Here is a 22,212-nt window from a genome sequence, read left to right as displayed (position 1 = left end):
TTTACTTTTCCGTGCGATTTATACTTATTTAGTAATCCCGTTGACTTGCTCTGCAGGCGGCTGCTTTCCGCGGGCACGGCCTTAGCCTCCTCGGAAGACTTTCAGTAAACAAACGAATGATAAATGCAACATGAAGCGAGTTAATTTTAATAAATAATTTTAAGTAAACCTTTACATATCAACCTTTAACTCGCTTTATGTTCTAAACGAAGCCTATCAGCGACCATTGCAATAAACTCGGAATTGGTCGGTTTTGCTTTTGAAATGCTTACCGTGTAGCCAAATAAAGCTGATATCGATTCGATATTTCCTCTGCTCCAAGCAACCTCTATGGCATGGCGTATCGCTCTTTCTACACGTGAAGCTGTTGTATTGAAGGCTTTAGCAATATCAGGATAAAGTACTTTGGTAATTGAACCTAATAGTTCGATGTCGTTGTATACCATTGTAATTGCTTCACGTAAATACATATATCCTTTAATATGCGCAGGGACTCCTATTTCGTGAATTATATTTGTAATGCTTGCTTCCAAGTCCACTTTCTTTTTTTCCTTTTTATTTTCTTTTTTAGGACTTCCTTGAGATAAAGTTGTATTCGTTCCTTGTGCTTGACGGACTTGGTCAGCCAAGTTTTCCAAATCAAAAGGTTTTAAGATAAAATAAGATGCTCCTAAGTCTACTGCTTTTTTCATTACTTCCTCCTGCCCAAACGCGGTAAGCATAATAACATTTGGATAGCTGTTTCTTTCCGTTTCTCTTAGTGTTGTCAACACGGCTAATCCGTCAATATGTGGCATAATTATATCTAAAATTAATACGTCCGGATTTAAATCCTCCAGCATTTCCAAGCAGTCTCTTCCGTTGGATGCGGTTCCAATTACTTCAATATCTTCTTGTTCGTCAAAATAATCTTCCATTAATTGTATTAATTCCTTATTGTCATCAACTAAGCAAACTGAAATTTTTTCCACTATTTTGTTCCTCCCCTTTATGTAATCGAACAGTTTATCTCCATTGTACCTATTCGATATAAAATGATTAAATCCTCTTTTCGAGTGAAAAACTTTGGAATTTTTTGTGTTTCCTTTGTTTTGCTTTCATTCCCTCTATTTTTCCTTATATTTCGATAATCTACTGCGTAAATCGACATAACATTTGTCGAATAATATATAGTCTATTTAGAATTATATCATAATTTTAAATATGGAAAATGACTTGTGATGGAATAAATCCACAACAAGTCATTTTTTTAACTAGCTTTTTGTTTATCTTTTTTCTTATAAATATCTATACCTGCTTCCTGCAACATCCATTCAATGTGAACCCCATAGCCAGAAGTGGGATCATTTACAAATACATGTGTAATAGCGCCAACGATTTTATCATCCTGAATGATGGGACTACCACTCATTCCTTGAACAATACCACCAGTTTTTTTTAGTAGCTTTGGATCCGTAATTTTTATAACCATCCCTTTTGTGGCTGGGAATTTCTGAGGTACACTACTTACAATTTCAACATCAAATTCTTCAACTTTTTCACCATCAACCACAGTTAATATCTTTGCAGGACCTTCTTTTACCTCATGAGATAAACCAACAGACATTGGTTCATCCATTTTTCCATTTTTAATGGTACTGTTTAGTTCGCCAAAGATTCCAAATGGACTATTTTTTGTAATTGATCCAATTTTGTCCTTCTCCATAGAAAATTTAGCTTGTTTTTCTCCAGGTGTTCCATTGTTCCCTTTTTCAATGGAGGTAACATTTGAACGTACAATGGTTCCATCGTGGATTTCAATAGGCTTTTTAGTATCCATATCTGAAATAACATGTCCTAATGCTCCATATTTCTTTGACTTTGGTTCATAAAATGACATGGTGCCAATTCCTGCAGCTGAATCCCTAATATATAAACCAATACGGTATTCTTTTTCCTTATTGTCCTTAACTGGTTGTAATTTTGTACTAAATTTTTCTTTTCCTCTTTTTACAGTTAATTTTAAAGGTTTGTTTTCTTTCCCTGCTTTTTCTACATAGGGTTTGACATCTTCCATGTTTTTAATTGGTTTTCCATTGATTTTTAAAATGATGTCTCCTACTTTAATTTTTGCATCTTCACCAGGGGATGATGCCTCTTCGTCCTTACCGTTTACAAGATGATGCCCTACAACTAGTACACCTAGTGTATGCAGCTGAACACCGATTGATTGGCCACCAGGTATAACTTTTATATCATCGAGTAAGGAAACGTTAACTTTTTTAACTGGAAGACCGGCTACTTCATAAAAAAGTTTACTGTCTCCAGGTTCTTTAGCATGAAATTCAGAGGAATTTATTGCTTGCACATTGTCATCTGTAGCATTAACTTCTACAGCATCACCAAAATTTGGTATGTCTAGGCGTGATTCATTAGCAAGGGTTAAAATCTCATTAGGAATGGAAAGATACTTTTGTAAAGGGGTAAAAAAGGGAATTGCCATTACAACAATAAGGAGCAGAATGCCTATCCAATTTCTTATTTTATCCTTCTGTCTCAATCAATTCACTCTCCTCCGCTCCTAACCCATACCTTTTTATATCTGTATTTCTAATTTGACCTTATTGATGGTATTTTAAACTAGTGAGAAATAAGAAAAGATGTGTAACATTTCCTTTTTAAAAATTCATGAAAACATGTATATAATGAATGACAAAAGAAAAAAGCCAGATAAGTTATTTTCTGGCTTTTTAAAGAAAATTATCCTTTATTTTGTATTATTTTTAAAAGAAATTGCAAGTTGTACTAATTCTCTTGCATGATCTTTTGCTGTGTTTGTTAGTTTGGTACCTGTAATCATTCTGCCCAATTCTTCAATTTGTTGTTCCTCATTTAATTCGGTAACATGTGTTTCTGTTCGATTATCCTTTTCGTTTTTTTTAATGAATTTATGTGAATCTGCCATAGCAGCTACCTGAGGTAAATGAGTTATACAGAGAACTTGTGACTTATTGGAAACTCCATAAATTTTTTCAGCCATTGCTTGGGCTACTCGACCACTAACACCTGTATCTACTTCATCAAATATTACGCTTGTGATTCCTTGATGTTGAGCCAATAATTTCTTCAGTACAAGCATTATACGTGAAAGTTCGCCTCCAGAGGCTATTTTATTCATTTCTTTTAGCGGTTCACCTGCATTAGTTGAAATTAGAAAGTGAATATGGTCAAATCCATTCTTATGTAAGTTTACTTTATTAGCATTATTAACTTCGGTAATTTCTGGTTGAAAAGAAATGGAAAAGGAAGCGTTATTCAAGTATAGATCAATCAATTCTTTCTCCATATCTTGTATTAAAGACTCAGCAGCTTCCTTCCGCAGATCATGTAATTGTTTTGCTTCTAAATATGCATCTTCTTTTTTTTCTTTTATCTGTTCTTTCATTTTTATTAAATGGGAATCTTTATTTTTTATTTGTTCCATTTCTTCTTCAATTTTACCCATGTATTCCAATATTTCGTGAACTGTAGAACCATATTTCTTTTTTAATTTGTCTATTTCATTGAGCCGCTCCTCAATTTCGTTTAAACGTCCAGAATCATATTGTATAGTTTCGCTGTAGTTACGAAGTTCAATTGTGAGTTCTTCGATAATAAAATAATGGTTGGACAATTCTTCAGCCTTTTCTGCTGTAAATGAATCATAAGCGCTTCCATCCTGCAGGGCTAATTGAGCGTTATTCAACCATTCAAGTCCTTTTTGCTCACCGTACAATGCATTATATGATGCTAAGAGTGCAGTGTTAATCTTTTCAAAATTAGCTAAATGTTCACGTTCTTTTTCTAAAAGGTCGTCTTCATCGGGGCTAAGAGAAGCTTGTTCAATCTCACGAAATTGAAATTCTAATAAATCCAAACGTTGAGCCATTTCCTGCTCATTTTCACTTAAATGTTTATGCTTTTGCTTTAATGTTTTTAGTTGTTCATATAACTTTGTATACTCCTCTTTTGCTTTTGCAATCCTATTCTCATCGTATAAATCAAGTAAGTCGATATGATTTTCTGGATTCATTAATGATTGAGTCTCGTGTTGGCTATGTACATCAATTAATGTTTTTCCAAATTCTTTTAAAATGGCCAAGGTTACTAATTTCCCATTAACTCTGCAGATACTTTTCCCGCCAGCAGTAATTGTCCGATGTAAAACAACCATTCCATCTTCTATCTCTATTCCGTAGTGAGCTCCGACATTATAAATAGCATGTTTTTTGTTTTCGATTGTAAATAAACCTTCAATCTGTGCTTTTTTGCTGCCATACCGGACAAACTCAACTGAACCTCTTCCACCTGCCAGTAGTTGAATAGCATCGATAATAATTGATTTTCCCGCTCCTGTTTCACCAGTTAATACGGTTAAACCATCATTAAAGGTAATGGATGTTTGTTCAATAATGGCAAAATCACGGATAGATAATTCTGTTAGCATGTTAAAATCACCTCAAAGTATGGCTACTCGTAATCCAGAAAATATATTTATTTCTTACAGCATATTTAGAAAACGATTTTTAATCGTATCTGTATCCTCTTCTGTCCGACATATAATGAGGCATGTATCATCTCCACAAATGGTTCCCATTATTTCATCCCAATCCAAATTATCAATTAAAACCCCAACAGCTTGGGCGTTGCCTGGCAGGGTTTTCAATATTATAAAATGGTTCGTACTATCAATTTTGGCAAAGGTATCCATGATTAATCGTTTTAATTTTCCTAATGGATTAAAACGCTGATCGGCAGGTAAGCTATATTTATATCCTCCATTTAATGAAGGAACTTTAACAAGATGAAGCTCTTTAATATCTCGTGATACAGTGGCTTGAGTAACGTTGTATCCTAAAGCTTTTAACCGGTCAACCAAATCATCCTGTGTTTCAATTTCATAATCAGTAATTAACTCGCGTATTTTTATATGTCGTTGAATTTTACTCATTTTTTACCTCCGGAAAAACATATGTCTCGGTGGATATTTAATTTTAAATGTTTATAAATAGGCTAGAGCTCGTACTTTATTTAGGATGTTAAGTTAGCATGAGCTTCTTGGACAATTGATTTTGGTTCAATCATATTATTTTGTTTTGCTTTTTTCCAGCTGAAATGAGCTAGAAATTCAATATTTCCGTCTCCTCCCGTTATGGGTGAATATGTTAGGTTGTGAATATTGTACGTTTCATTTTTAGCAAGTGTAATAATATTTTCTAAAACAGTCTCATGTACTTGTATATCCCGGACGATTCCTTTTTTGCCAACTTGTTCTTTGTTCGCTTCAAATTGGGGTTTTATTAAAGCAATTACATCACTATTGGGCGTTAGTAATTGCTTTAAAACTGGAAGAATAACTTTTAATGATATAAAAGAAACGTCAATCGTTGCAAAATTGGGTGAACCAAATTTTAGCATATCAGATGTAACATAACGAAAATTAGTTCGCTCCATTACAATAACACGTTCATCATTTCTCAGTTTCCAATCCAGTTGATTATACCCTACGTCAATCGCATAACATAATTCTGCTCCATTTTGTAAAGCACAGTCGGTAAAGCCTCCTGTAGAAGAACCAATATCTAACATAATTTTATTAGAAACAGAAACAGAAAAGGAATTTAATGCCTTTTCAAGTTTCAAACCGCCTCGTCCAACATATGGTATTTGTTTTTTTTTAATTGTTAAAGGAATACTCCGGTCTACTTTCATTCCAGGTTTATCTAAACGTATAGTGTTTGTAAATACTAAACCAGCCATTATAAGGCGCTTTGCCTTATCTTGTGATTCAACTAAATTTCGTTCCACTAATAAAATATCCAAACTTTGTTTTCTCATTATAATACCTCTATTATGTTAGTTATTTCTAGGCAATATTTTTATTTTTAGCTTTTTTTCAATAAAAGAAATTATTTTTCCGGTTATAATAATAATGTCCGTAGATGCATTAACTGCAAAAAATTTGCCTAATGCTTTTCCGCCAACTGTAAGTGCTGCAACTAAACTTGTTATGAAAACATTTAGGGCTATTTGGAGAAAAGATCCTTCTCCTTTTTCAAATAGGTTGGCAATTTGCAGTACAACTATTGCTGATGCTGTTCCACTTATAATTCCAGATATATCACCAATCACATCATTACAAAAACTTGCAAATCTATCTGCGTTTCTTATGATAATAATGCCTTCTTTCGACCCTTTAACCTTTTCTGCAGCCATTGCATGCAATGGAGCTTCACTTGCCGAAGTAGCTGCTATTCCTAGCATATCAAAAACAATACCTATAAATACGATGATAAACACGATTATTAAACCAATAATCCAAACTACTTCATTAAGTAAAGAAGATGATATAATTGAAAAAATAGCCGCTAGCACAAAAGTGATAACGGCAATAGTGAAACTAAATTTTATGGAACGTTTTATTTTTGAATTCATAATTTACCCTCGTATGTTTTTCTTGAAAATTATTAGGTGTATTCACATTTTCTAGTTATGAATAATTCATGATATGTATTTTTATGTAAGGCGAGGGTGGGCATTTAAAAGGTAAAAACTGTGGCTTAGGTCCAGTAGGTTTTCCCAAATGGATACCCTATGTTGCCATAAAGGCGGTTCCCCTTTAAATCCATTTTAGTTTTGTCACCAAAAACTAGACTGGATTACCACTTAGTCCACACTATAATCCCTTTTAAATGTCTGTTTCGAACAGTCTAGGAGTTTTCCTCAACAACCTTTAACCGCTCCCTAGCCTCTTTTGCAGTACTGATTTCATAGCGGAAAATCAAACATTCAACCGGTGGCCTGCCGGATAAATGTTTATGACACTAATCCTCTCAGTACCACTCAAGGCAGGCTACGCTGCAAACAAGGCGTCCCTTACCTTATTTTACAGGTTCATACCCCATTTCATAATGATTCCTAGGCTTAGTTATCACTACAAAGATGGGCCTCCGCGGAAATCGGGTCTACGCCCACATGCCTTTGTGGATCGCCCGAAAACCTTAACTCCCAGCATTGACCCAAGGCTGGGCGCCTCAGGCCAACACAAGGAACTTCATCGATGTGCCCTTTGGCGGATTTTTAGGCCCGCCTTCAGGAACGGAGGGTTGACTAGAATACTGCACCACCCTATAACGTAATTAATTATAACATATATCAAATGAATTTTCTATAAAACTTGTCGAAAATCTTTACCTATTCGTTCTTGTTAGTGGTCTCTTTGACTAAAGTAATCTGTTAATGCAAATAAATAGGAATTTTCCGCATTAACTTTTTGTAATGCATTTTTTGCTTTTTGTACATACTGATTTTTGTATTCTAACGCACCTTCTGCACCTAATAGATTAGGAAATGTACTTTTTTGATTACTTTGATCACTACCTAAGGGTTTTCCTATTTTATTGACATCTCCAGTCACGTCTAAGATATCATCCTGAACTTGGAATATTAAACCTAAGTAGTATGCGAATTCTCTTAGGTGATTTAATTGTTCATTTGTTGCATTGCCAAGATATGCACCACTATATATTGCAAATTTTAGCAGTTCTCCAGTTTTCATTGTGTGGATTTTTTCCAATTCATGAAGCTCAACAGGATGATTTTCCGCTTCTAAATCTAAAATTTGTCCACCAACCATCCCTTTCGCACCGCTGGAGCTAGAGAGCAATTTTATAATTTCAATTTTTTGTTTATCCGTTAAATATGGGTCCGTTGAGATTATCTCGAAGCTGTACGTTAATAAAGCATCACCGGCTAATATTGCGGTCGCTTCATCGAATACTTTATGATTTGTGAGTTTACCTCTTCGATAATCGTCATTGTCCATCGAAGGTAAATCATCGTGTATGAGAGAATATGTATGAATCATTTCAAGAGCAACGCCAATAGATAGAATTTTGTTAATATCCTTACTAAACATTTCGTAACTTGCTGCCAATAAAATTGGCCGAAGCATTTTTCCGCCTGCCTCGGCTGAATAGACCATGGATTCCTTTAGTCTTGGAGGAATATCCAATTGACGTAAATGTTTACTCATTTCTTCTTGGAATTTTAATTTATTTTTCGTAATATATGCTTCAAGGTGTTCATGCAATTTATTCTTCCTCCTGTAGGTCAAAAGGTTCAATTTCCCCTTGTTCATTCATGATTTTTGTCATTTTTTCTTGCACATTACTTAATTTATCATTACATAATTTGGAAAGTTTCATCCCCTCTTGATAATAGACAATAGCTTTTTCTAGGGGAACATCCCCTTCCTCTAATTTTGCCACTATTTTTTCCAGTTCTTCCATCGCTTCTTCAAAAGAAACTTCATTCATGGTATCCATCATTATCCCCCTCTACACTAGTTACATTGCACTTGACTAATCCATCGCTTAATTTAATTTTCATTTTATCATTCATTTGAACTTGATGACTTGAGTTAATGATGTGGCCATCGATCGTATAAGGAATTGCAAATCCCCGTTTCATTACTTCTAAAGGATTGAGCAGAGTGAGTTTTTCTATTACGGTTGCTAGGTTTTTTGAATTCTTTTCAAAAATTTGCAGCATATAATTATTTTTTTGTTTCACTAATTGCTTTAATTCTTTTGTTCCCTGCTTTATTTGCTTTTTGGGATGCTGATTGATTAAACGAATATTTGCATTCATGAGCCTCTCATGCTTGCGGTTCGTATAGAGCGTTCGAAACTTTTCAAGTCTGTCAATCTGCTTGTCCAACTCTTGTTCTTTTTGCTTTAAAAGTTGCTCTGGATAACGAAAAGCATAGGATTGACCAATTCGTTTTAAATGTTGTTCCCGATTTTTGATGATGTTACTCATTGTGCTAATGGCCGATTGTTTCATATTAGAAATTTTCTCTTTTATTTCAATATGTGAAGGTACAGCAAGTTCGGCTGCACCTGTAGGGGTTGGCGCTCTCAAATCTGCTACATAATCACTGATGGTAACATCAGTTTCGTGTCCTACGGCAGAAATAATTGGTATCTTTGAATGAAAGATGGCATCAGCGACTATTTCTTCGTTAAAGCTCCATAATTCTTCGATAGATCCTCCGCCTCTTCCTATTATTAGAACATCAAATAAATTTTTGTCGTTTGCTAATTCGATTGCTTTTTTTATCGACATTGCTGAATGCTGTCCTTGGACAAGAACGGGTATGATCGTATGTTTTATAATTGGAAATCTTCTTTTTAATGTCGAAATCACATCACGTACTGCTGCACCAGTAGGAGAAGTTATAATACCTATATGTTTAGGAAACATAGGTATCGGCTTTTTGATGTTTTTATCAAAATAACCTTGTTTTTGAAGTTTTTCTTTTAGTTGTTCAAATGCGATAGCCAATGCCCCGATACCATCAGGTTCCATCTGCTGAATATAAATTTGATACTGGCCAAAAGGCTCAAAAACGCTAATTTCTCCCCTAATCAGCACATTCATTCCATCTTCAGGTTTAAATTTTAAGAAACGGTTTTTTCCAGCAAACATCACAGCCTGTATGCGTGTTTGATCATCCTTTATGGTTAAGTACATATGACCGCGACTATGCAGCTTGAAATTAGATATTTCTCCTTTTAGCCAAATATTTCTTAAATGCACATCTGTATCAATTTTGCGTTTAATATATTTTGTTAATGCAGTTACTGTTAAATAATTGTCCTTCACTGTTTTTCCAGACCTTCTGCAGCTTTAATGGTATTTTGGAGCAACATGGTAATTGTCATAGGCCCTACACCTTTAGGGACAGGCGTAATAAATGATGCCTTGTTTTTAACGTTTTCAAAGTCTACATCACCAGTTAATCTTCCATTGTCGAGTCGGTTAATACCAACATCAATAACAACAGCGCCAGGCTTTAAATACTCTTCTGTAAGTACATTCGCTTTACCTATTGCCACAATTAGTATATCAGCATTAGTGGTAAATGATCTTAAATCCTCTGTTTTTGAATGGCAATATGTAACAGTAGCATTTTCATTTAATAATAATTGACCTACTGGTTTACCTACAATATTACTTCTGCCAATAATAACTACATGTTGACCAGATATGTGAATATCTTTTGATTTTAGCATTGTTACAATGCCAAACGGAGTACAAGACAAAAAGGTATCTGCTCCAGTCATCATTTTGCCGATATTAACGGGATGAAAGCCATCCACATCTTTTTTAGGGTCAATTGCTTCAATAATATGTTGTTCGTTGATATGATCTGGAAGTGGCAGTTGAACTAATATACCATGAACAGACTGATCCTGATTTAGCTTATTGATTGTTGAAAGAAGCTTCTCCTCTGAAATAGAATCAGCCATTTCTATTATGTCTGATGAAATTCCTGTTTCTGCACATGCTTTTTTCTTTCCATTAACATAGGATTTTGAAGCTGGATTATCTCCTACTAATATAACCGTTAAATGCGGTACAATCTTGTTTTTTTTCAAGTCAGACACTTTTTCCTTCATGTTTAATTTCAACTCGGATGATAATTCTTTGCCGTTTATGATTTCAGCTACCATCGTTACCCCATCTCCCTTTGTTAAGAAATAATTTTTGATAAAACACCATTAACAAATTTACCTGATTTTTCATCTCCATAACTATTTGCTAATTCAATTGCTTCATTGATCGAGACACCTACCGGTATATCCTCTAAGTATTTTATTTCGTATGTAGCAATACGTAAAATTGTTTTTTCCACGGAAGCAATTCGATCTATTGACCAGTTTTCAAGGGTTGTATTAATTGTGTCATCAAGTTCTTGTTTATATGTTGAAACACCTTTCACAACCGTTTCCAAAAAAGAATCAATCGCTGTAGTTTCCGCAATATCTTCCATGGCTTTTATCGGATCAAGTTCGTTTATATCTAGTTGAAAGAGGATCTGAAGAGCCTTTTCCCTTGCTTTATGCCGGTTCATCTAATTACTCCTTTTAATTGATGATGAATCATACCAAATGATAGACGCTCAATATGACTTTTTATATTATGTACAAATTTAAACAAGAAACGTCCTCAAAAATACTTTTTTAAGGACGTGGAAATAGTTATCTTTGTAAAGGCTTTTTATTGCTCTACGAACTAAAAAGATATACTATTTGATCATTTGGGTGATTTAAACATCCTATTTCTATACATTATCTTATACAAATAATAACATGATTAAAAGTTCATTTCTAGGTTCGTTATTTACAATCTTAAAGCGTAAATTTAACGGATACTAAAGTTATAATAGAAGGTCAAAAGAATACTTTTCTTTTGACCTTAAATCTTATACCTCAGTATTTTCTGTATCCTCCATTTGAATTCCTACTACATGAACATTTATTTCCGCAATTTCCAGCGCAGTCATATTTTTTAATGTTTGCCTAATATTTGTTTGCAATTTTTGTGCGACTTCAGGAATTGACACACCAAAGTTCAAAACAACATATAAATCGATTAAGATGCCGCTTTCCGTTAATTCTACTTTTACTCCCTTCGTATGCGACTTCTTCCCAAATCGCTCCACAACTCCAGTAGCAAAGTTCCCGCGCATAGAAGAAACACCTTCCACTTCAGAAGCAGCAATACCTGTGATGACCTCGATGACCTCGGGGGCAATTTCCACGTTTCCTAATCCAGTATCATCACTTACATTCAGAGAGCTTTGATCAGTCATTCAATCACTCCTTTATAGTTTCTAAAATTGGATTTTCCTGAAGGAAATTTGTATTAAAATCTCCTTCATAAAAAACTTCATTATCCATGATTAAACGATGGAATGGTATTGTTGTATGAACACCTTCAACGATGAATTCATCTAATGCACGTTTCATTTTCTTAATGGCCTCTTCCCTATCAGAACCATACGTAATTAATTTGGCCACCATTGAATCATAATATGGCGGGATCTTATAACCAGGATATGCAGCAGAATCGACTCTTATCCCTAAGCCACCTGGCGATAAATACATTTCTATTTCCCCTGGTGAAGGCATAAACTTTTTAAAAGGGTTTTCAGCATTAATTCTACATTCCATTGCCCAACCATCAAAAGTTACATCTGCTTGTGTCAGTTTTAATTTTTCATTGTTTGCAATGTTAATTTGTTCTTTTACGAGATCTATGCCTGTTACCATTTCAGTGACAGGGTGCTCCACTTGGATTCGTGTATTCATTTCCATGAAATAAAATTCATTGGTAGTCCTATCAAAAATGAACTCAATTGTCCCAGCGCCTACATAATTGACGGCTTTAGCTGCTTTTACTGCCGCTTCCCCCATACGCTTTCTAATTTTTTGTGTAATTGCAGGTGAAGGTGTTTCTTCAATAAGCTTTTGTAACCTTCTCTGTATGGTACAATCTCTTTCGCCTAAGTGAATAACGTTGCCGTGCTGATCAGCTAGCACTTGAATTTCAACGTGTCGAAAATCTTCAATAAACTTCTCTATATAAACGCCTGCGTTTCCAAAAGCAGTCTCCGCTTCTTTTTGCGTTACTTGAATTCCTTTAATAAGTTCCTCCTCGGTCTTTGCTACACGAATTCCTTTTCCGCCACCTCCAGCTGTAGCTTTTATAATCACTGGATAGCCTATATTATTTGCAATTTCCATTGCTTCTTTTTCATTTTGAATAATTCCATCCGAACCTGGAACGATGGGGACATTTGCCTTTTTCATCGTATCTCTGGCAACGTCTTTAATACCCATTTTTTGAATTGCATCTGGTGTAGGTCCTACAAAAGCAACATTGCATGCTCTGCAAATTTCAGCAAAGTCAGCATTTTCAGCTAAAAATCCATACCCAGGATGAATAGCATCAACCTCTGTTAAAGTAGCGACACTCATAATATTAGTGAAATTAAGATAGCTGTCTTTACTTAAAGTTGGCCCAATGCAGTAAGCTTCATCTGCCAATTGAACATGTAATGATTCTTTGTCTGCTTCGGAGTATACGGCCACTGTATCAATGTTCATTTCTTTGCAAGCACGGATAATTCGTACCGCTATTTCTCCTCTATTTGCAATTAACAGTTTTTTAATCAAGGAATTTGTCCCCCTTATTTAGTCTTTACTCTAAATAGTGGTTGACCATATTCTACTAATTCGCCATCTTCCACTAATATTTCAACGATTTCACCTTTAACTTCTGCTTCAATTTCATTAAATAATTTCATTGCTTCTACAATGCAAACAATTGAATCTTTTTCTACTTTGCTACCAACTGTTACATAAGCTTCCCTTTCAGGGGACGGGGCACTATAAAGTGTGCCGACCATTGGTGAAACAATTTCATAATCATAGTCTATCTTGATTTCCGTTTGCTCCTCTTTGGGTTCTTCCTGTATTTCCGGCTTGATATCAACTAGTGAAGGTGTATCAGCTGATTGGACTTTCTTATGTACTTCTTTTTCAGGAGTTTGGGACACAGTATTTTCATTTTTCTTCATTGAAATGGTTGCACCACTTGTTTCATAAGTAAATTCATCGATAGATGATTGGTCAATTAATTTTATTATTTCACGTATCTCATCCATATTTAACATTATAAATAGCCACCCTTCAGCTTAGACAAAAATTATTATTGGGTATCGTTAATACCTTTATCTATTTTACGATAATTTATCATAAAACGGCAACATAAAAATAAAACAATCATTTATATGTGTTTTATCCATATATTCTTCTTTTTAATCATTATATCAATGTTATCATATTAATACGAATGGTTTCTCGCACACAAATGAACCAGACGTATTCGTACGCCTGGTTTATTGTATCCATGTATGTTTTTATCCTTCAGTTGGTTGAAAATTAACATCTACTGTTACTTCACCAAATTCATCTTTTGCCATCTGCATAATGTTTACTACTTCCTGTTTCGATAATTTATCAACTTTCACATGTACGTGTACTTTGTCCTCATCAGAACGAACTAGTACATCTTCATATTTTTCTGTGGAAGATAGAATTGAATTTTGTAAAATATTTTCTTTTGATGCTAATTCATCCATTGTCTCCATTTCGTTTAATGCTTCATTCTTTTCATCGGTACTAGCATTGTTTGAAGCTACTATTTCTTTTAGGCGATCTTTTTGCATGCTTCTTTTATCTTGTAATTCCATTCGAATGGTTGTAAACAATTCATCTTCGTTCAAGTTATTTATATCATTAATCTCTGCATCTTCTTTATTTTGTGCTGGATCAGTTGTTGTAGCTTCCTCTGACTCATTTGAACCATTATCAATATAAGCTAAATCTTCGGTATCGGAAGTCATATAGTAGACACTCAGAACAATCATTAAACTAAGCATTGTCAACAGCCACACCGTTTGTTTTTTTAACATTATATTATCCCCCTTAATTTTTTGGCATTATAGAAACCCTATGAGTAGGCACATCAAGTACTCTTGCTGTCGCCTCTACCATCCACTTCTTAACTGTTGCATGATCAACTCCTTTTGCTACAACAAATACCCCTCGTACTTCTGGTTTTTTTGTTTGGGTAAGTAGTGGGACCTCTTTATCACCTTGTCTTACTAATACAACCTCTTTTTCTTCTGTACTATCCTCCACCTTTCGTGTTCCGCCGTTTTTATCGGATTCATCTGTAGTCTGCTGACCCGAAATTAAATTTTTTTCATAGACCTTAACATTCGTTGAATCAAGATTTACCATCACTTCTACATCTGAGACACCTTGAATTTTTTCTAACATTTCAGTTAGGTCCTTTTCATAGCTTGTCTCTAATTCGCTTACATTTGATGTTGTTGAAGATTTTTTCTCTGAAATGGTTTCTTTTGCTGGTTGGTTGGTGTTGTTATTTACATGATTATTGTTTACTGTCGTTTCTTTTGAAGGTGATGAAAAAGCATTTCCAAGGATAAGGAGTAATAGTCCTGTTAAGGCAATTACGATAAGGTAACCAGTTTTTTTAGATGGCTTTTTAAATTTTATTTCACCATTTTCTGTTTGAAACAATTTTTTAAATTTATCTTTCAAGATGTTCCTCCCTCCCAGATGATCTTGAGTTTTTTATTATTTAGATCCCAAGTGTCTCGTAGTAAAGCTTCCATTTCTTCAATCATTTGTTCATCTTTTTCATCTTCTAGCGGTTCTTCGGTATTAATTTGGATATTTTCAACTGTATTCACTTCTCCCTCCCCATTTTTTAACTCTTGTAGATAAACAATGACTTTTTCCAGATCCTCATAAGAAACTTTTTCCTTTTTGGAAAACTCAAATTGTATGTCTGTAATTTCAGCCTGGTGTATCTCTCGCAAAGGATCTTTTGCTAGATTTTTCAATTGGACAGTCATTTCTTCTAAAATATATGCATCTTGAGAGGCTTGTATTTCATTTTTTTGCATTTTTATCTGATTTTCTATATCCTGATTTTCCATTTCTTCCTCGTAAAGCTGTGAGTACGCTGTTTCTAGTGATTGATGAATATTTATATTAAATAAATAAAAGACTGGTTTTAAAAAAATTAAAATTAGAATCAATCCAACTACTAATTTGATATATTTCTTCATGGAAGTAGCAGGAATAATCAGGTCGATGATTGTTGCTAACAGTATAAATACAATAATTTGTGTTACCCATTGTGTAATAACGTCCATTTCTATCATCCTACCTAAGAAGTAGCGTTACATTACCGGCTATAACAATAATGACGACTGCTAAAAAAAACATTAATGTTACTGCTAATAAGCAGGCTAAAATATATACAATATATTTACTAATTGTATTTAAAGTTGTAATAACTGGACCATCACCAATCGGTTGCAGAACTGCAGCGGCTATTTTATAAGTAAGGGCGATTGCGAAAATTTTTAATGCCGGAAATAATGCTAGAAAAACGATAATGATTACTCCAACAATACCAATAGCGTTTTTTAATAATAAAGAAGCACTTAGAATCGTATCCGCTGCATCTGTAAAAGTTCGCCCTACAATAGGAATAAAGTTTCCTGTAATAAATTTTGTGGTTTTCATCGCCACTCCATCTTGGATTGCACTAGCAGTCCCCTGAACAGACATTACTCCTAAAAAAACAGTTAGAAAGGCTCCAAGTACACCAAGGCTAATATTTTTAAATAAATTGGCTAAATGTGTTACTTTATAGTTTTCATTTAGGCTACTTACAATCAATAATAATGCTGCAAAAAATATTAATGGTAAAATGAATTTGGATACTAATATACCGCTTAAGTTTATTAAAAAAATAACAACCGGATGAAAAAAAAGATACGGTTATCATATTGCCAAAGCTTGCCATTAAACCAAGTATCAAGGGAAGCATAGCAATCATAAAACTACTCATTGCATCAATAGAGTCTTTTGCATATGAAAAAGCTAAATAGAAGCTATTTAAAGCAATATAGATAAGAACGATATAAACAACAAAATAAGCAATTTTACTAACTGCACTATGTTCAAATGCTGTTTGCACTGTTTGTAAAACAATGGAAAACAGTGTGAGTAATAAGAGTAATCCTAACAATTTACCATTTAGCAGCAGCTCATAAAACAAATATTTCACAAAACCGATCAGAGTGCTTTTTAAAGAGAATGATCCATTGTTTTTAATAAATTCGTAAATGCTTGTTTTCTCTAGTTCCGGTATATAGCCACCATATTCGGTAACCAATTCATTCCAATATTCTTGAATACCATCCAGTGATATTTCATCTAACATAGCATCTTCAATCTTAGTTTGATCTTTTTTATTGACTGTATCGGATGTATCGGAAGCGAAAACGGGTTGTCCACATAGCAGCATCAAAACAGCGAGTGTAAACGCAATTCGTAGTTTATATTGTTTCATCCACGTTAATTACTCCTTTCGAACCGCCGATTAGGTAGGTGGTAAAAAACTTAAGATTGCTTCTATAACAGCAGTTATAATAGGTATAGAAAGCAATAAAATAAAAATTTTCCCTGCCAGCTCAATTTTTGCTGCGATGGAATTCAATCCCGCATCTTTCGTTATATTTGCTCCGAGTTCTGCGATATAAGCAATTCCGATAATTTTTAAAATCGTTTCCAAATACATTCCATCAATATTCGCTTTTTCTCCCAGCGATTCGATTAATTGAAAAATAGATCCAATTTGTTTAATAATTACTAGAAATATAACAATTCCAGTAATGATAATAATAAAAAATGCGAAAGAAGTATTTATATCTTTTAAAATGATATACAGAATGCTCGCAACGATCCCCAACACGACAATTTGTAATATATCCATGTAACGTTACCCCTGAAAAAGGAATACTGATTTAATCTGCTGAAACAGATCTGAAAGGCCATTAATTACAATAACGAGAACGATAATAAATCCTACAAGCGTAGCGAATTGGGCTATTTCTTCCTTTCCCATTTGTTTTAATACAGTATGGATTAATGCCACTATTATGCCTATTCCAGCAATTTGAAATAAAATGGAAGCATCGGTAAGCATGGATATACCCCTTTCCTACTAAATAAGCAATAACACGATAAATATCCCGCATAAAATGCCTAGACTTTTAGCCATTTTGCTATATCTTGTTTGGTTATCTCTAGCGTCCTCCAATTCACGGTCAAGATGACTAACGGTTAACTGTATGTGTTTTTGTTGTTGATCAAAGTCATGCTGACCTAATGTTCTGCCAAATTGTTTTAGAATTTCTTGCTCGTTTCTGCTTAAACATGATAGATGCATCAAATGATCCACTTGCTCCTCCCAAAGACTGTACAAGTCTGGATTTTGCTTTCCCATACTTAACCCCAGCGTATGAAAAAAAGATTTGGTCGGTTGTGGAATTTGCTTCGCTATTGTTGTAAAAGCCTCCTGTAATGGCAATTGACTATACAAAATTTCTGCCTCTAATATTTGTAAAGCATTTTTAAGCTGTCTGATATGTTTTGGCCGGTTGTTTAGTTTATTACTCCATTCAAAGCCTATCCATGTTGTTGTACCTATGAAAAGAAGTGCTCCAATCCATTTCACCTTGCAGGCACCTCGATTTCTGTAAAATGTTTACTTCTCTCTGGTTATAAATCTGCTGAATATGCCCGGGATTAACGTGTTTTTTTAAGACAATAAAGCGCTGAAAGATATTTTGATCAAATATTGGTTGTAATGATGGTCGCTTTTTAAGTTCTTCCATGCTTTGACCATGTATCGTACAAATAACAGTTACCCCTGCATTTACAGCTTCCATTAATGCTTGGACATCTTGACTGCTACCAATTTCATCTACCACAAGAATATCAGGGGACATAGAACGGATCATCATCATCATACCTTCCGCCTTAGGACAAGCATCCATAACATCCGTACGAAATCCCAAATTATGCTGTGGAACTCCGTTAATTGAAGCACCTATCTCAGATCTTTCATCAATGACGCCAACCTTTTTTGCAGATATATTCTTCCACCCAGTTGCGATTAAGCGCGTAACATCTCTAATGAATGTTGTTTTTCCTGTTTGCGGCGGACCGATAAAAAGCGTACTTAAATAGTCTGCATGATAGATATATGGAAGGATTGGCAATGCTATTCCCTTTTTTTCTTTTGCAATACGAATATTTAGAAAGGTAATGTGCTGAATGGCCTTTACCGAACCGCCCAATGTGTTTACTTTTCCAGCCAGACCTATGCGATGCCCCCCTTCAATCGTAATATAACCTTCCCGGAGTTCATCTTCCATCCGGTAGAGGGAAAATGAACTTAATTGATTTAAAACAAAAATAAAATCATTTTTAGCCGGTTTGGTAAAATGAATCCATTCAATTTTGTTTTTATCAAAGATGAGCTCTATCGGTTGATAAAGCCTCACCCGAATTTCCTGCAACAACGGCCATTTATCTGCAATTTTTGTTTGGACAGCTTGTTTCATTTTTTCGGGGAATAGTCGCAATATCTCATCCATAGCAAATCCTCACTTTTTAGTAGTACCTTTATAATAAATCTATGTTTAAGAAGAGGTATTATGACAACAAATAGTAGAGATATTTAAACTGAAAAACCTCGCCTTTACCGGCCTTCTTCCTTTAGAGATAAAAAAAGAGCAGTCCATCATGGACTACTCTGATAATGAATTGCTCTATATGAATTAAAATAAAACTATGCGCGTGATGCGTATTTGCCATCAGATGTATTGATAACCAGCACATCTCCCTGGTTGATAAAAAAAGGTACTTGGACTGTAAGTCCGGTTTCTAATTTAGCAGGTTTTGAGCCACCGCTTGCTGTGTCCCCTTTTATACCTGGTTCTGTTTCGATGACTTCTAATTCCACATTATTTGGTAAATCAATACCAATTACTTCACCTTCATATGTCATAACTGTTACTTCCATATTTTCTTTAATAAAATTTAGTTCCCGCTCCAATTGGCTTGTTTGCATTTCAATTTGTTCATACGTATTTGTATCCATAAATGCATGAACATCGCCAGAAGCATATAAATATTGCATTTTTCTATTTTCAATATGGGCTCGGTTTACTTTCTCACCTGCACGGAATGTTTTCTCTTGAATATTTCCATTTCTTAAATTACGAAGTTTTGAACGAACAAATGCAGCCCCTTTTCCAGGTTTTACATGTTGGAATTCCATTACTTGCCAAATACTGTTATCTACTTCAATTGTTAATCCAGTTTTAAAATCGTTTACTGAAATCATATTTATGTTCCTCCTGTTTCAATTATAATTGTATTAAATCTTTAGGTGCATAGGTTAAACGTTCATTACCTGTTTCTGTAATAATAAGGTCGTCTTCTATTCTACATCCTCCAACCCCTGGAACATATATGCCGGGTTCAACAGTAACAACCATTCCTGGAGATAATTTTACATCTGAACGTTTGGATAAGGCGGGTCCTTCGTGTACTTCCAGCCCTATCCCATGTCCGGTTGAATGTCCAAAGTTTTCGCCATATCCCTTTTTAGAAATATAATTCCTTGTTAAAGCATCTGCTTCTATCCCAGTCATTCCAGGTTTAATTCCTTGAACACCTCTTAATTGTGCCTCTAATACAGTTTCATAGATCGTTCTTAATTCACTGTTAATATCTCCAACTGCTATTGTTCTTGTCATATCTGAACAATAGCCCTGGTATAATGCACCATAATCCAGGGTTACTAGCTCCCCGTGTTGAATTTCTTTAGAAGAAGCTACACCATGCGGCAACGCAGATCTTTCACCGGAAGCAACTATAATATCAAAACTTGATGAGGTTGCACCTTGCTTACGCATGAAAAATTCTAATTCATTGGAAATATCTATTTCTTTTGCCCCTGGTTTAATATAGCTTTGAATATGATCAAATGCTGCATCAGCTATTTCAGCTGCTTTTTTTAAGATTGCAAGTTCGTCTTTCGTTTTAATTAAACGAATTTGCTCAACAATGCCACTAACAGGTACTAAATCAACATCGAATAGTTTTTTAAAGCGTTCGTATTTCGAATACGTAAGGTTTTCTTTTTCAAAACCGACCTTTGTTACTTTTAACTCTTGTAGTTGATTTTTAATTTCATGTTCGATCGCTTTCTTATGTTCTACGATGGTAAAGCTAGAAGCTTGTTCCGATGCTTGTTCTATGTAACGAAAATCTGTGATGAATCTGCTGTCATTTTTACTGACAATAGCAACGCCTGCGGTCCCGGTAAATCCCGTTATGTACCTTCTGTTAATTGGACTTGTTATTATCATAGCATCTAGCTGGTTTTCTTCTAATAAATTTCTTAATTTTGTTAGTTTCCCCAATCTTTTTCATCTCCTTCTATCTAATTATTTATGTACCAATTACTTAGTATCATGTATAAAAGCTAATGCTGCAAGCCGATAACTATTTATCCCCATACCTGAAATTTGGCCAATACAGGCAGGGGCGAGCATTGAAGTACGGCGAAACTCCTCTCGATTGTAAATGTTAGAAATATGGACTTCAATAACAGGAGTCTTAATTGCTTTGATTGCATCGTGGAGAGCAATACTTGTATGTGTGTATGCAGCTGGGTTAAAAATAATCCCTTCATATTTACCATTAGCTTTATGGATACAGTCAATTAAATCTCCTTCATGATTGGATTGAAAACAGTCCAGTTCGTAATAATAGTCGTTTAGAAGTTCTTTTAGTTCATTTTCGATGTCTTTTAAAGAAAATTCTCCATAAACATCTTTTTCGCGCATACCAAGCATATTTATATTTGGTCCATTTAGTAATAAAAGCTTCTTCATATTTATCATTCCTCTTTGTTTATGAATCAGAACCAACAGTAGTTATCAGTTTATCATAAATTGGTAATGTTGACAGAAAAATATAGCTTCTCTCTTACGTTTTCTTTTTTTGTTGTAGCCGAATCAACATTTCGTAATAATCAAAGGAGATGGAATAACCAATAAATAATCCATATAATATAAATAAGCAGATTGTAGATACAATTGTATCTTGGTTAAATTCAGTGAGCTCGGGAACTGTTGAAAATATGGGCTCCAATATATAAAAGACGATTCCCCAAACGATTAATCCATAAACAACACCGATCCACATGGAATTAATCTTTTTAAATAACCCGTAGTATATGACAGCGACCAAAATGGAAAGAACACCTACCATAAATATGGATACAACCTCACCTAACCAACCAGTTGTCCACTGAGCCTTAGTCCATGAACGTAATAAAAAAGTCTTTGGAGCGATCTCAGCAAAATTAAAATAATACATCACTACCCCAATGATACTCCAAAATATTCCGCCGAAAAATCCATTTATCAAGGCTTTTCCTAAAACAGATATCGAGCTTTTTTGGTAATCTTGTTCATTATTTTTTTCCGTCACCATAAACACCTCCATTCTTATTGTTACCAATTGCCTTTAAATCAGTCATGAACGACTCCTTGATTTTAATGTAAATATTACTAAAGTGGATATTTATATCTAGTTATATTGACAGGTATCTTGTAAAATAGCATTGAGGACCCAAAGTATAACAAAAAAACAATCCATTAAATCTTTATGAACAAAATAAGGTTATATTTGAATATTTTAGGATAAAAAGGGAATAATCTTAGTAGTTGACAATCGTCATAAAGGGAGATGTCATTATTTTTCATAAAAGTTTCAGAAAGTGATGCTATAAAGGTTGTTAAAAGTGGTATATAAGTAATAAAAGGATAAAATCCTTTAATTTATGGGAGGAGGCCTTCTGATGGCACGA

25 protein-coding genes and 1 pseudogene are annotated in these 22,212 nt (G+C 34.4%); all 26 read right to left on the bottom strand.

Translation table 11 applies throughout. The features are described 5' to 3' along the window. Positions 1 to 185: 185 nt before the first annotated feature. Positions 186 to 971 (bottom strand): sporulation transcription factor Spo0A, encoded by a 786-nt coding sequence (gene spo0A / locus GZ63_RS0112510; protein WP_029270063.1) that lies wholly within the window; start codon positions 969 to 971, stop codon positions 186 to 188. Positions 972 to 1,249: 278 nt separating this feature from the next. Beyond that, on the bottom strand, positions 1,250 to 2,539 hold the full coding sequence (gene spoIVB, locus GZ63_RS0112505) for a SpoIVB peptidase (RefSeq protein ID WP_029270061.1): 1,290 nt from the start codon (positions 2,537 to 2,539) through the stop codon (positions 1,250 to 1,252). 207 nt (positions 2,540 to 2,746) lie between these two features. Continuing rightward, positions 2,747 to 4,465: a DNA repair protein RecN gene (recN, locus tag GZ63_RS0112500; RefSeq protein WP_029270059.1), complete on the bottom strand. Its 1,719-nt coding sequence runs from the start codon at positions 4,463 to 4,465 to the stop codon at positions 2,747 to 2,749. 54 nt (positions 4,466 to 4,519) lie between these two features. Next, positions 4,520 to 4,969 (bottom strand): transcriptional regulator AhrC/ArgR, encoded by a 450-nt coding sequence (gene ahrC, locus GZ63_RS0112495; protein WP_029270057.1) that lies wholly within the window; start codon positions 4,967 to 4,969, stop codon positions 4,520 to 4,522. Between the two features lie 80 nt (positions 4,970 to 5,049). Further along, positions 5,050 to 5,856, bottom strand: a complete 807-nt coding sequence (locus tag GZ63_RS0112490) for a TlyA family RNA methyltransferase (protein ID WP_029270055.1) — start codon at positions 5,854 to 5,856, stop codon at positions 5,050 to 5,052. A gap of 18 nt (positions 5,857 to 5,874) precedes the next feature. Then, the gene (locus GZ63_RS0112485; protein WP_029270053.1) at positions 5,875 to 6,453 is read right to left on the bottom strand and encodes a hypothetical protein; all 579 of its coding nucleotides are present in this window, start codon (positions 6,451 to 6,453) and stop codon (positions 5,875 to 5,877) included. Positions 6,454 to 7,225: 772 nt separating this feature from the next. Continuing rightward, the gene (locus tag GZ63_RS0112480) at positions 7,226 to 8,110 is read right to left on the bottom strand and encodes a polyprenyl synthetase family protein (protein ID WP_029270051.1); all 885 of its coding nucleotides are present in this window, start codon (positions 8,108 to 8,110) and stop codon (positions 7,226 to 7,228) included. 1 nt (position 8,111) lies between these two features. Beyond that, positions 8,112 to 8,345 carry an exodeoxyribonuclease VII small subunit gene (locus tag GZ63_RS0112475; protein WP_029270049.1) on the bottom strand — a complete coding sequence of 78 codons (234 nt, stop codon included), beginning with the start codon at positions 8,343 to 8,345 and terminating at the stop codon, positions 8,112 to 8,114. Further along, on the bottom strand, positions 8,329 to 9,687 hold the full coding sequence (gene xseA / locus GZ63_RS0112470) for an exodeoxyribonuclease VII large subunit (protein WP_029270047.1): 1,359 nt from the start codon (positions 9,685 to 9,687) through the stop codon (positions 8,329 to 8,331). The genes GZ63_RS0112475 and xseA overlap by 17 nt, the downstream gene beginning before the upstream one ends. Beyond that, on the bottom strand, positions 9,684 to 10,538 hold the full coding sequence (gene folD, locus GZ63_RS0112465) for a bifunctional methylenetetrahydrofolate dehydrogenase/methenyltetrahydrofolate cyclohydrolase FolD (RefSeq protein WP_029270045.1): 855 nt from the start codon (positions 10,536 to 10,538) through the stop codon (positions 9,684 to 9,686). The genes xseA and folD overlap by 4 nt, the downstream gene beginning before the upstream one ends. A gap of 20 nt (positions 10,539 to 10,558) precedes the next feature. After that, a complete protein-coding gene (gene nusB, locus GZ63_RS0112460) occupies positions 10,559 to 10,939 on the bottom strand; it encodes a transcription antitermination factor NusB (protein ID WP_029270043.1) in 381 nt (126 codons plus the stop codon). Positions 10,940 to 11,290: 351 nt separating this feature from the next. Further along, the gene (locus GZ63_RS0112455; protein ID WP_029270041.1) at positions 11,291 to 11,680 is read right to left on the bottom strand and encodes an Asp23/Gls24 family envelope stress response protein; all 390 of its coding nucleotides are present in this window, start codon (positions 11,678 to 11,680) and stop codon (positions 11,291 to 11,293) included. A gap of 4 nt (positions 11,681 to 11,684) precedes the next feature. Continuing rightward, positions 11,685 to 13,046, bottom strand: coding sequence for an acetyl-CoA carboxylase biotin carboxylase subunit (accC, locus tag GZ63_RS0112450; protein ID WP_029270039.1), 1,362 nt, complete (start codon positions 13,044 to 13,046; stop codon positions 11,685 to 11,687). Between the two features lie 14 nt (positions 13,047 to 13,060). Continuing rightward, positions 13,061 to 13,546 (bottom strand): acetyl-CoA carboxylase biotin carboxyl carrier protein, encoded by a 486-nt coding sequence (gene accB, locus GZ63_RS0112445; protein WP_029270037.1) that lies wholly within the window; start codon positions 13,544 to 13,546, stop codon positions 13,061 to 13,063. Between the two features lie 246 nt (positions 13,547 to 13,792). Continuing rightward, positions 13,793 to 14,347 (bottom strand): SpoIIIAH-like family protein, encoded by a 555-nt coding sequence (locus GZ63_RS0112440; RefSeq protein ID WP_029270035.1) that lies wholly within the window; start codon positions 14,345 to 14,347, stop codon positions 13,793 to 13,795. 13 nt (positions 14,348 to 14,360) lie between these two features. Next, complete coding sequence (gene spoIIIAG, locus GZ63_RS0112435; RefSeq protein WP_029270033.1) at positions 14,361 to 15,002, bottom strand: stage III sporulation protein AG; 642 nt, start codon at positions 15,000 to 15,002, stop codon at positions 14,361 to 14,363. Next, entirely contained in the window at positions 14,999 to 15,622 is a 624-nt protein-coding gene (spoIIIAF, locus tag GZ63_RS0112430) for a stage III sporulation protein AF (RefSeq protein ID WP_029270031.1), read from the bottom strand. Before spoIIIAF ends, spoIIIAG begins: the two co-directional genes overlap by 4 nt. Before the next feature lie 10 nt (positions 15,623 to 15,632). Next, positions 15,633 to 16,830: pseudogene (gene spoIIIAE, locus GZ63_RS18945) on the bottom strand (stage III sporulation protein AE). A 30-nt stretch (positions 16,831 to 16,860) separates the two neighbouring features. Beyond that, entirely contained in the window at positions 16,861 to 17,253 is a 393-nt protein-coding gene (spoIIIAD, locus tag GZ63_RS0112420) for a stage III sporulation protein AD (protein ID WP_029270029.1), read from the bottom strand. A gap of 6 nt (positions 17,254 to 17,259) precedes the next feature. Beyond that, the gene (gene spoIIIAC, locus GZ63_RS0112415) at positions 17,260 to 17,466 is read right to left on the bottom strand and encodes a stage III sporulation protein AC (protein ID WP_029270027.1); all 207 of its coding nucleotides are present in this window, start codon (positions 17,464 to 17,466) and stop codon (positions 17,260 to 17,262) included. 18 nt (positions 17,467 to 17,484) lie between these two features. Then, positions 17,485 to 17,997 carry a stage III sporulation protein SpoIIIAB gene (gene spoIIIAB, locus GZ63_RS0112410; RefSeq protein WP_029270025.1) on the bottom strand — a complete coding sequence of 171 codons (513 nt, stop codon included), beginning with the start codon at positions 17,995 to 17,997 and terminating at the stop codon, positions 17,485 to 17,487. Further along, positions 17,942 to 18,922 carry a stage III sporulation protein AA gene (spoIIIAA, locus tag GZ63_RS0112405; RefSeq protein WP_029270023.1) on the bottom strand — a complete coding sequence of 327 codons (981 nt, stop codon included), beginning with the start codon at positions 18,920 to 18,922 and terminating at the stop codon, positions 17,942 to 17,944. Before spoIIIAA ends, spoIIIAB begins: the two co-directional genes overlap by 56 nt. A 194-nt stretch (positions 18,923 to 19,116) precedes the next feature. Beyond that, complete coding sequence (gene efp, locus GZ63_RS0112400; protein WP_029270019.1) at positions 19,117 to 19,674, bottom strand: elongation factor P; 558 nt, start codon at positions 19,672 to 19,674, stop codon at positions 19,117 to 19,119. A 22-nt stretch (positions 19,675 to 19,696) separates the two neighbouring features. Further along, a complete protein-coding gene (locus GZ63_RS0112395) occupies positions 19,697 to 20,758 on the bottom strand; it encodes a M24 family metallopeptidase (RefSeq protein WP_029270018.1) in 1,062 nt (353 codons plus the stop codon). Positions 20,759 to 20,797: 39 nt separating this feature from the next. After that, on the bottom strand, positions 20,798 to 21,232 hold the full coding sequence (gene aroQ / locus GZ63_RS0112390; RefSeq protein ID WP_029270016.1) for a type II 3-dehydroquinate dehydratase: 435 nt from the start codon (positions 21,230 to 21,232) through the stop codon (positions 20,798 to 20,800). A 94-nt stretch (positions 21,233 to 21,326) separates the two neighbouring features. Continuing rightward, positions 21,327 to 21,836, bottom strand: a complete 510-nt coding sequence (locus tag GZ63_RS0112385) for a YqhR family membrane protein (RefSeq protein ID WP_029270014.1) — start codon at positions 21,834 to 21,836, stop codon at positions 21,327 to 21,329. Positions 21,837 to 22,212 lie beyond the last annotated feature (376 nt).

The organism is Virgibacillus alimentarius (genome assembly GCF_000709085.1).
GTDB classification, from domain to species: domain Bacteria; phylum Bacillota; class Bacilli; order Bacillales; family Amphibacillaceae; genus Virgibacillus_B; species Virgibacillus_B alimentarius.
The sequence above is the reverse complement of the archived record's forward strand: the minus strand, read 5'-3'. Positions and strand labels throughout refer to the sequence as shown.

Coding starts and splice junctions, on each gene's coding strand:
- GZ63_RS0112440 (WP_029270035.1), bottom strand. CDS start 14,347: ATGTTAAAAAAACAAACGGTGTGGCTGTTGACAATGCTTAGTTTAATG.
- accB (WP_029270037.1), bottom strand. CDS start 13,546: ATGTTAAATATGGATGAGATACGTGAAATAATAAAATTAATTGACCAA.
- GZ63_RS0112485 (WP_029270053.1), bottom strand. CDS start 6,453: ATGAATTCAAAAATAAAACGTTCCATAAAATTTAGTTTCACTATTGCC.
- GZ63_RS0112455 (WP_029270041.1), bottom strand. CDS start 11,680: ATGACTGATCAAAGCTCTCTGAATGTAAGTGATGATACTGGATTAGGA.
- nusB (WP_029270043.1), bottom strand. CDS start 10,939: ATGAACCGGCATAAAGCAAGGGAAAAGGCTCTTCAGATCCTCTTTCAA.
- folD (WP_029270045.1), bottom strand. CDS start 10,538: ATGGTAGCTGAAATCATAAACGGCAAAGAATTATCATCCGAGTTGAAA.
- spoIIIAF (WP_029270031.1), bottom strand. CDS start 15,622: ATGGACGTTATTACACAATGGGTAACACAAATTATTGTATTTATACTG.
- ahrC (WP_029270057.1), bottom strand. CDS start 4,969: ATGAGTAAAATTCAACGACATATAAAAATACGCGAGTTAATTACTGAT.
- efp (WP_029270019.1), bottom strand. CDS start 19,674: ATGATTTCAGTAAACGATTTTAAAACTGGATTAACAATTGAAGTAGAT.
- GZ63_RS0112490 (WP_029270055.1), bottom strand. CDS start 5,856: ATGAGAAAACAAAGTTTGGATATTTTATTAGTGGAACGAAATTTAGTT.
- aroQ (WP_029270016.1), bottom strand. CDS start 21,232: ATGAAGAAGCTTTTATTACTAAATGGACCAAATATAAATATGCTTGGT.
- recN (WP_029270059.1), bottom strand. CDS start 4,465: ATGCTAACAGAATTATCTATCCGTGATTTTGCCATTATTGAACAAACA.
- spoIIIAA (WP_029270023.1), bottom strand. CDS start 18,922: ATGGATGAGATATTGCGACTATTCCCCGAAAAAATGAAACAAGCTGTC.
- spoIIIAC (WP_029270027.1), bottom strand. CDS start 17,466: ATGCTTACCGATGCTTCCATTTTATTTCAAATTGCTGGAATAGGCATA.
- spoIIIAD (WP_029270029.1), bottom strand. CDS start 17,253: ATGGATATATTACAAATTGTCGTGTTGGGGATCGTTGCGAGCATTCTG.
- GZ63_RS0112475 (WP_029270049.1), bottom strand. CDS start 8,345: ATGGATACCATGAATGAAGTTTCTTTTGAAGAAGCGATGGAAGAACTG.
- GZ63_RS0112385 (WP_029270014.1), bottom strand. CDS start 21,836: ATGGTGACGGAAAAAAATAATGAACAAGATTACCAAAAAAGCTCGATA.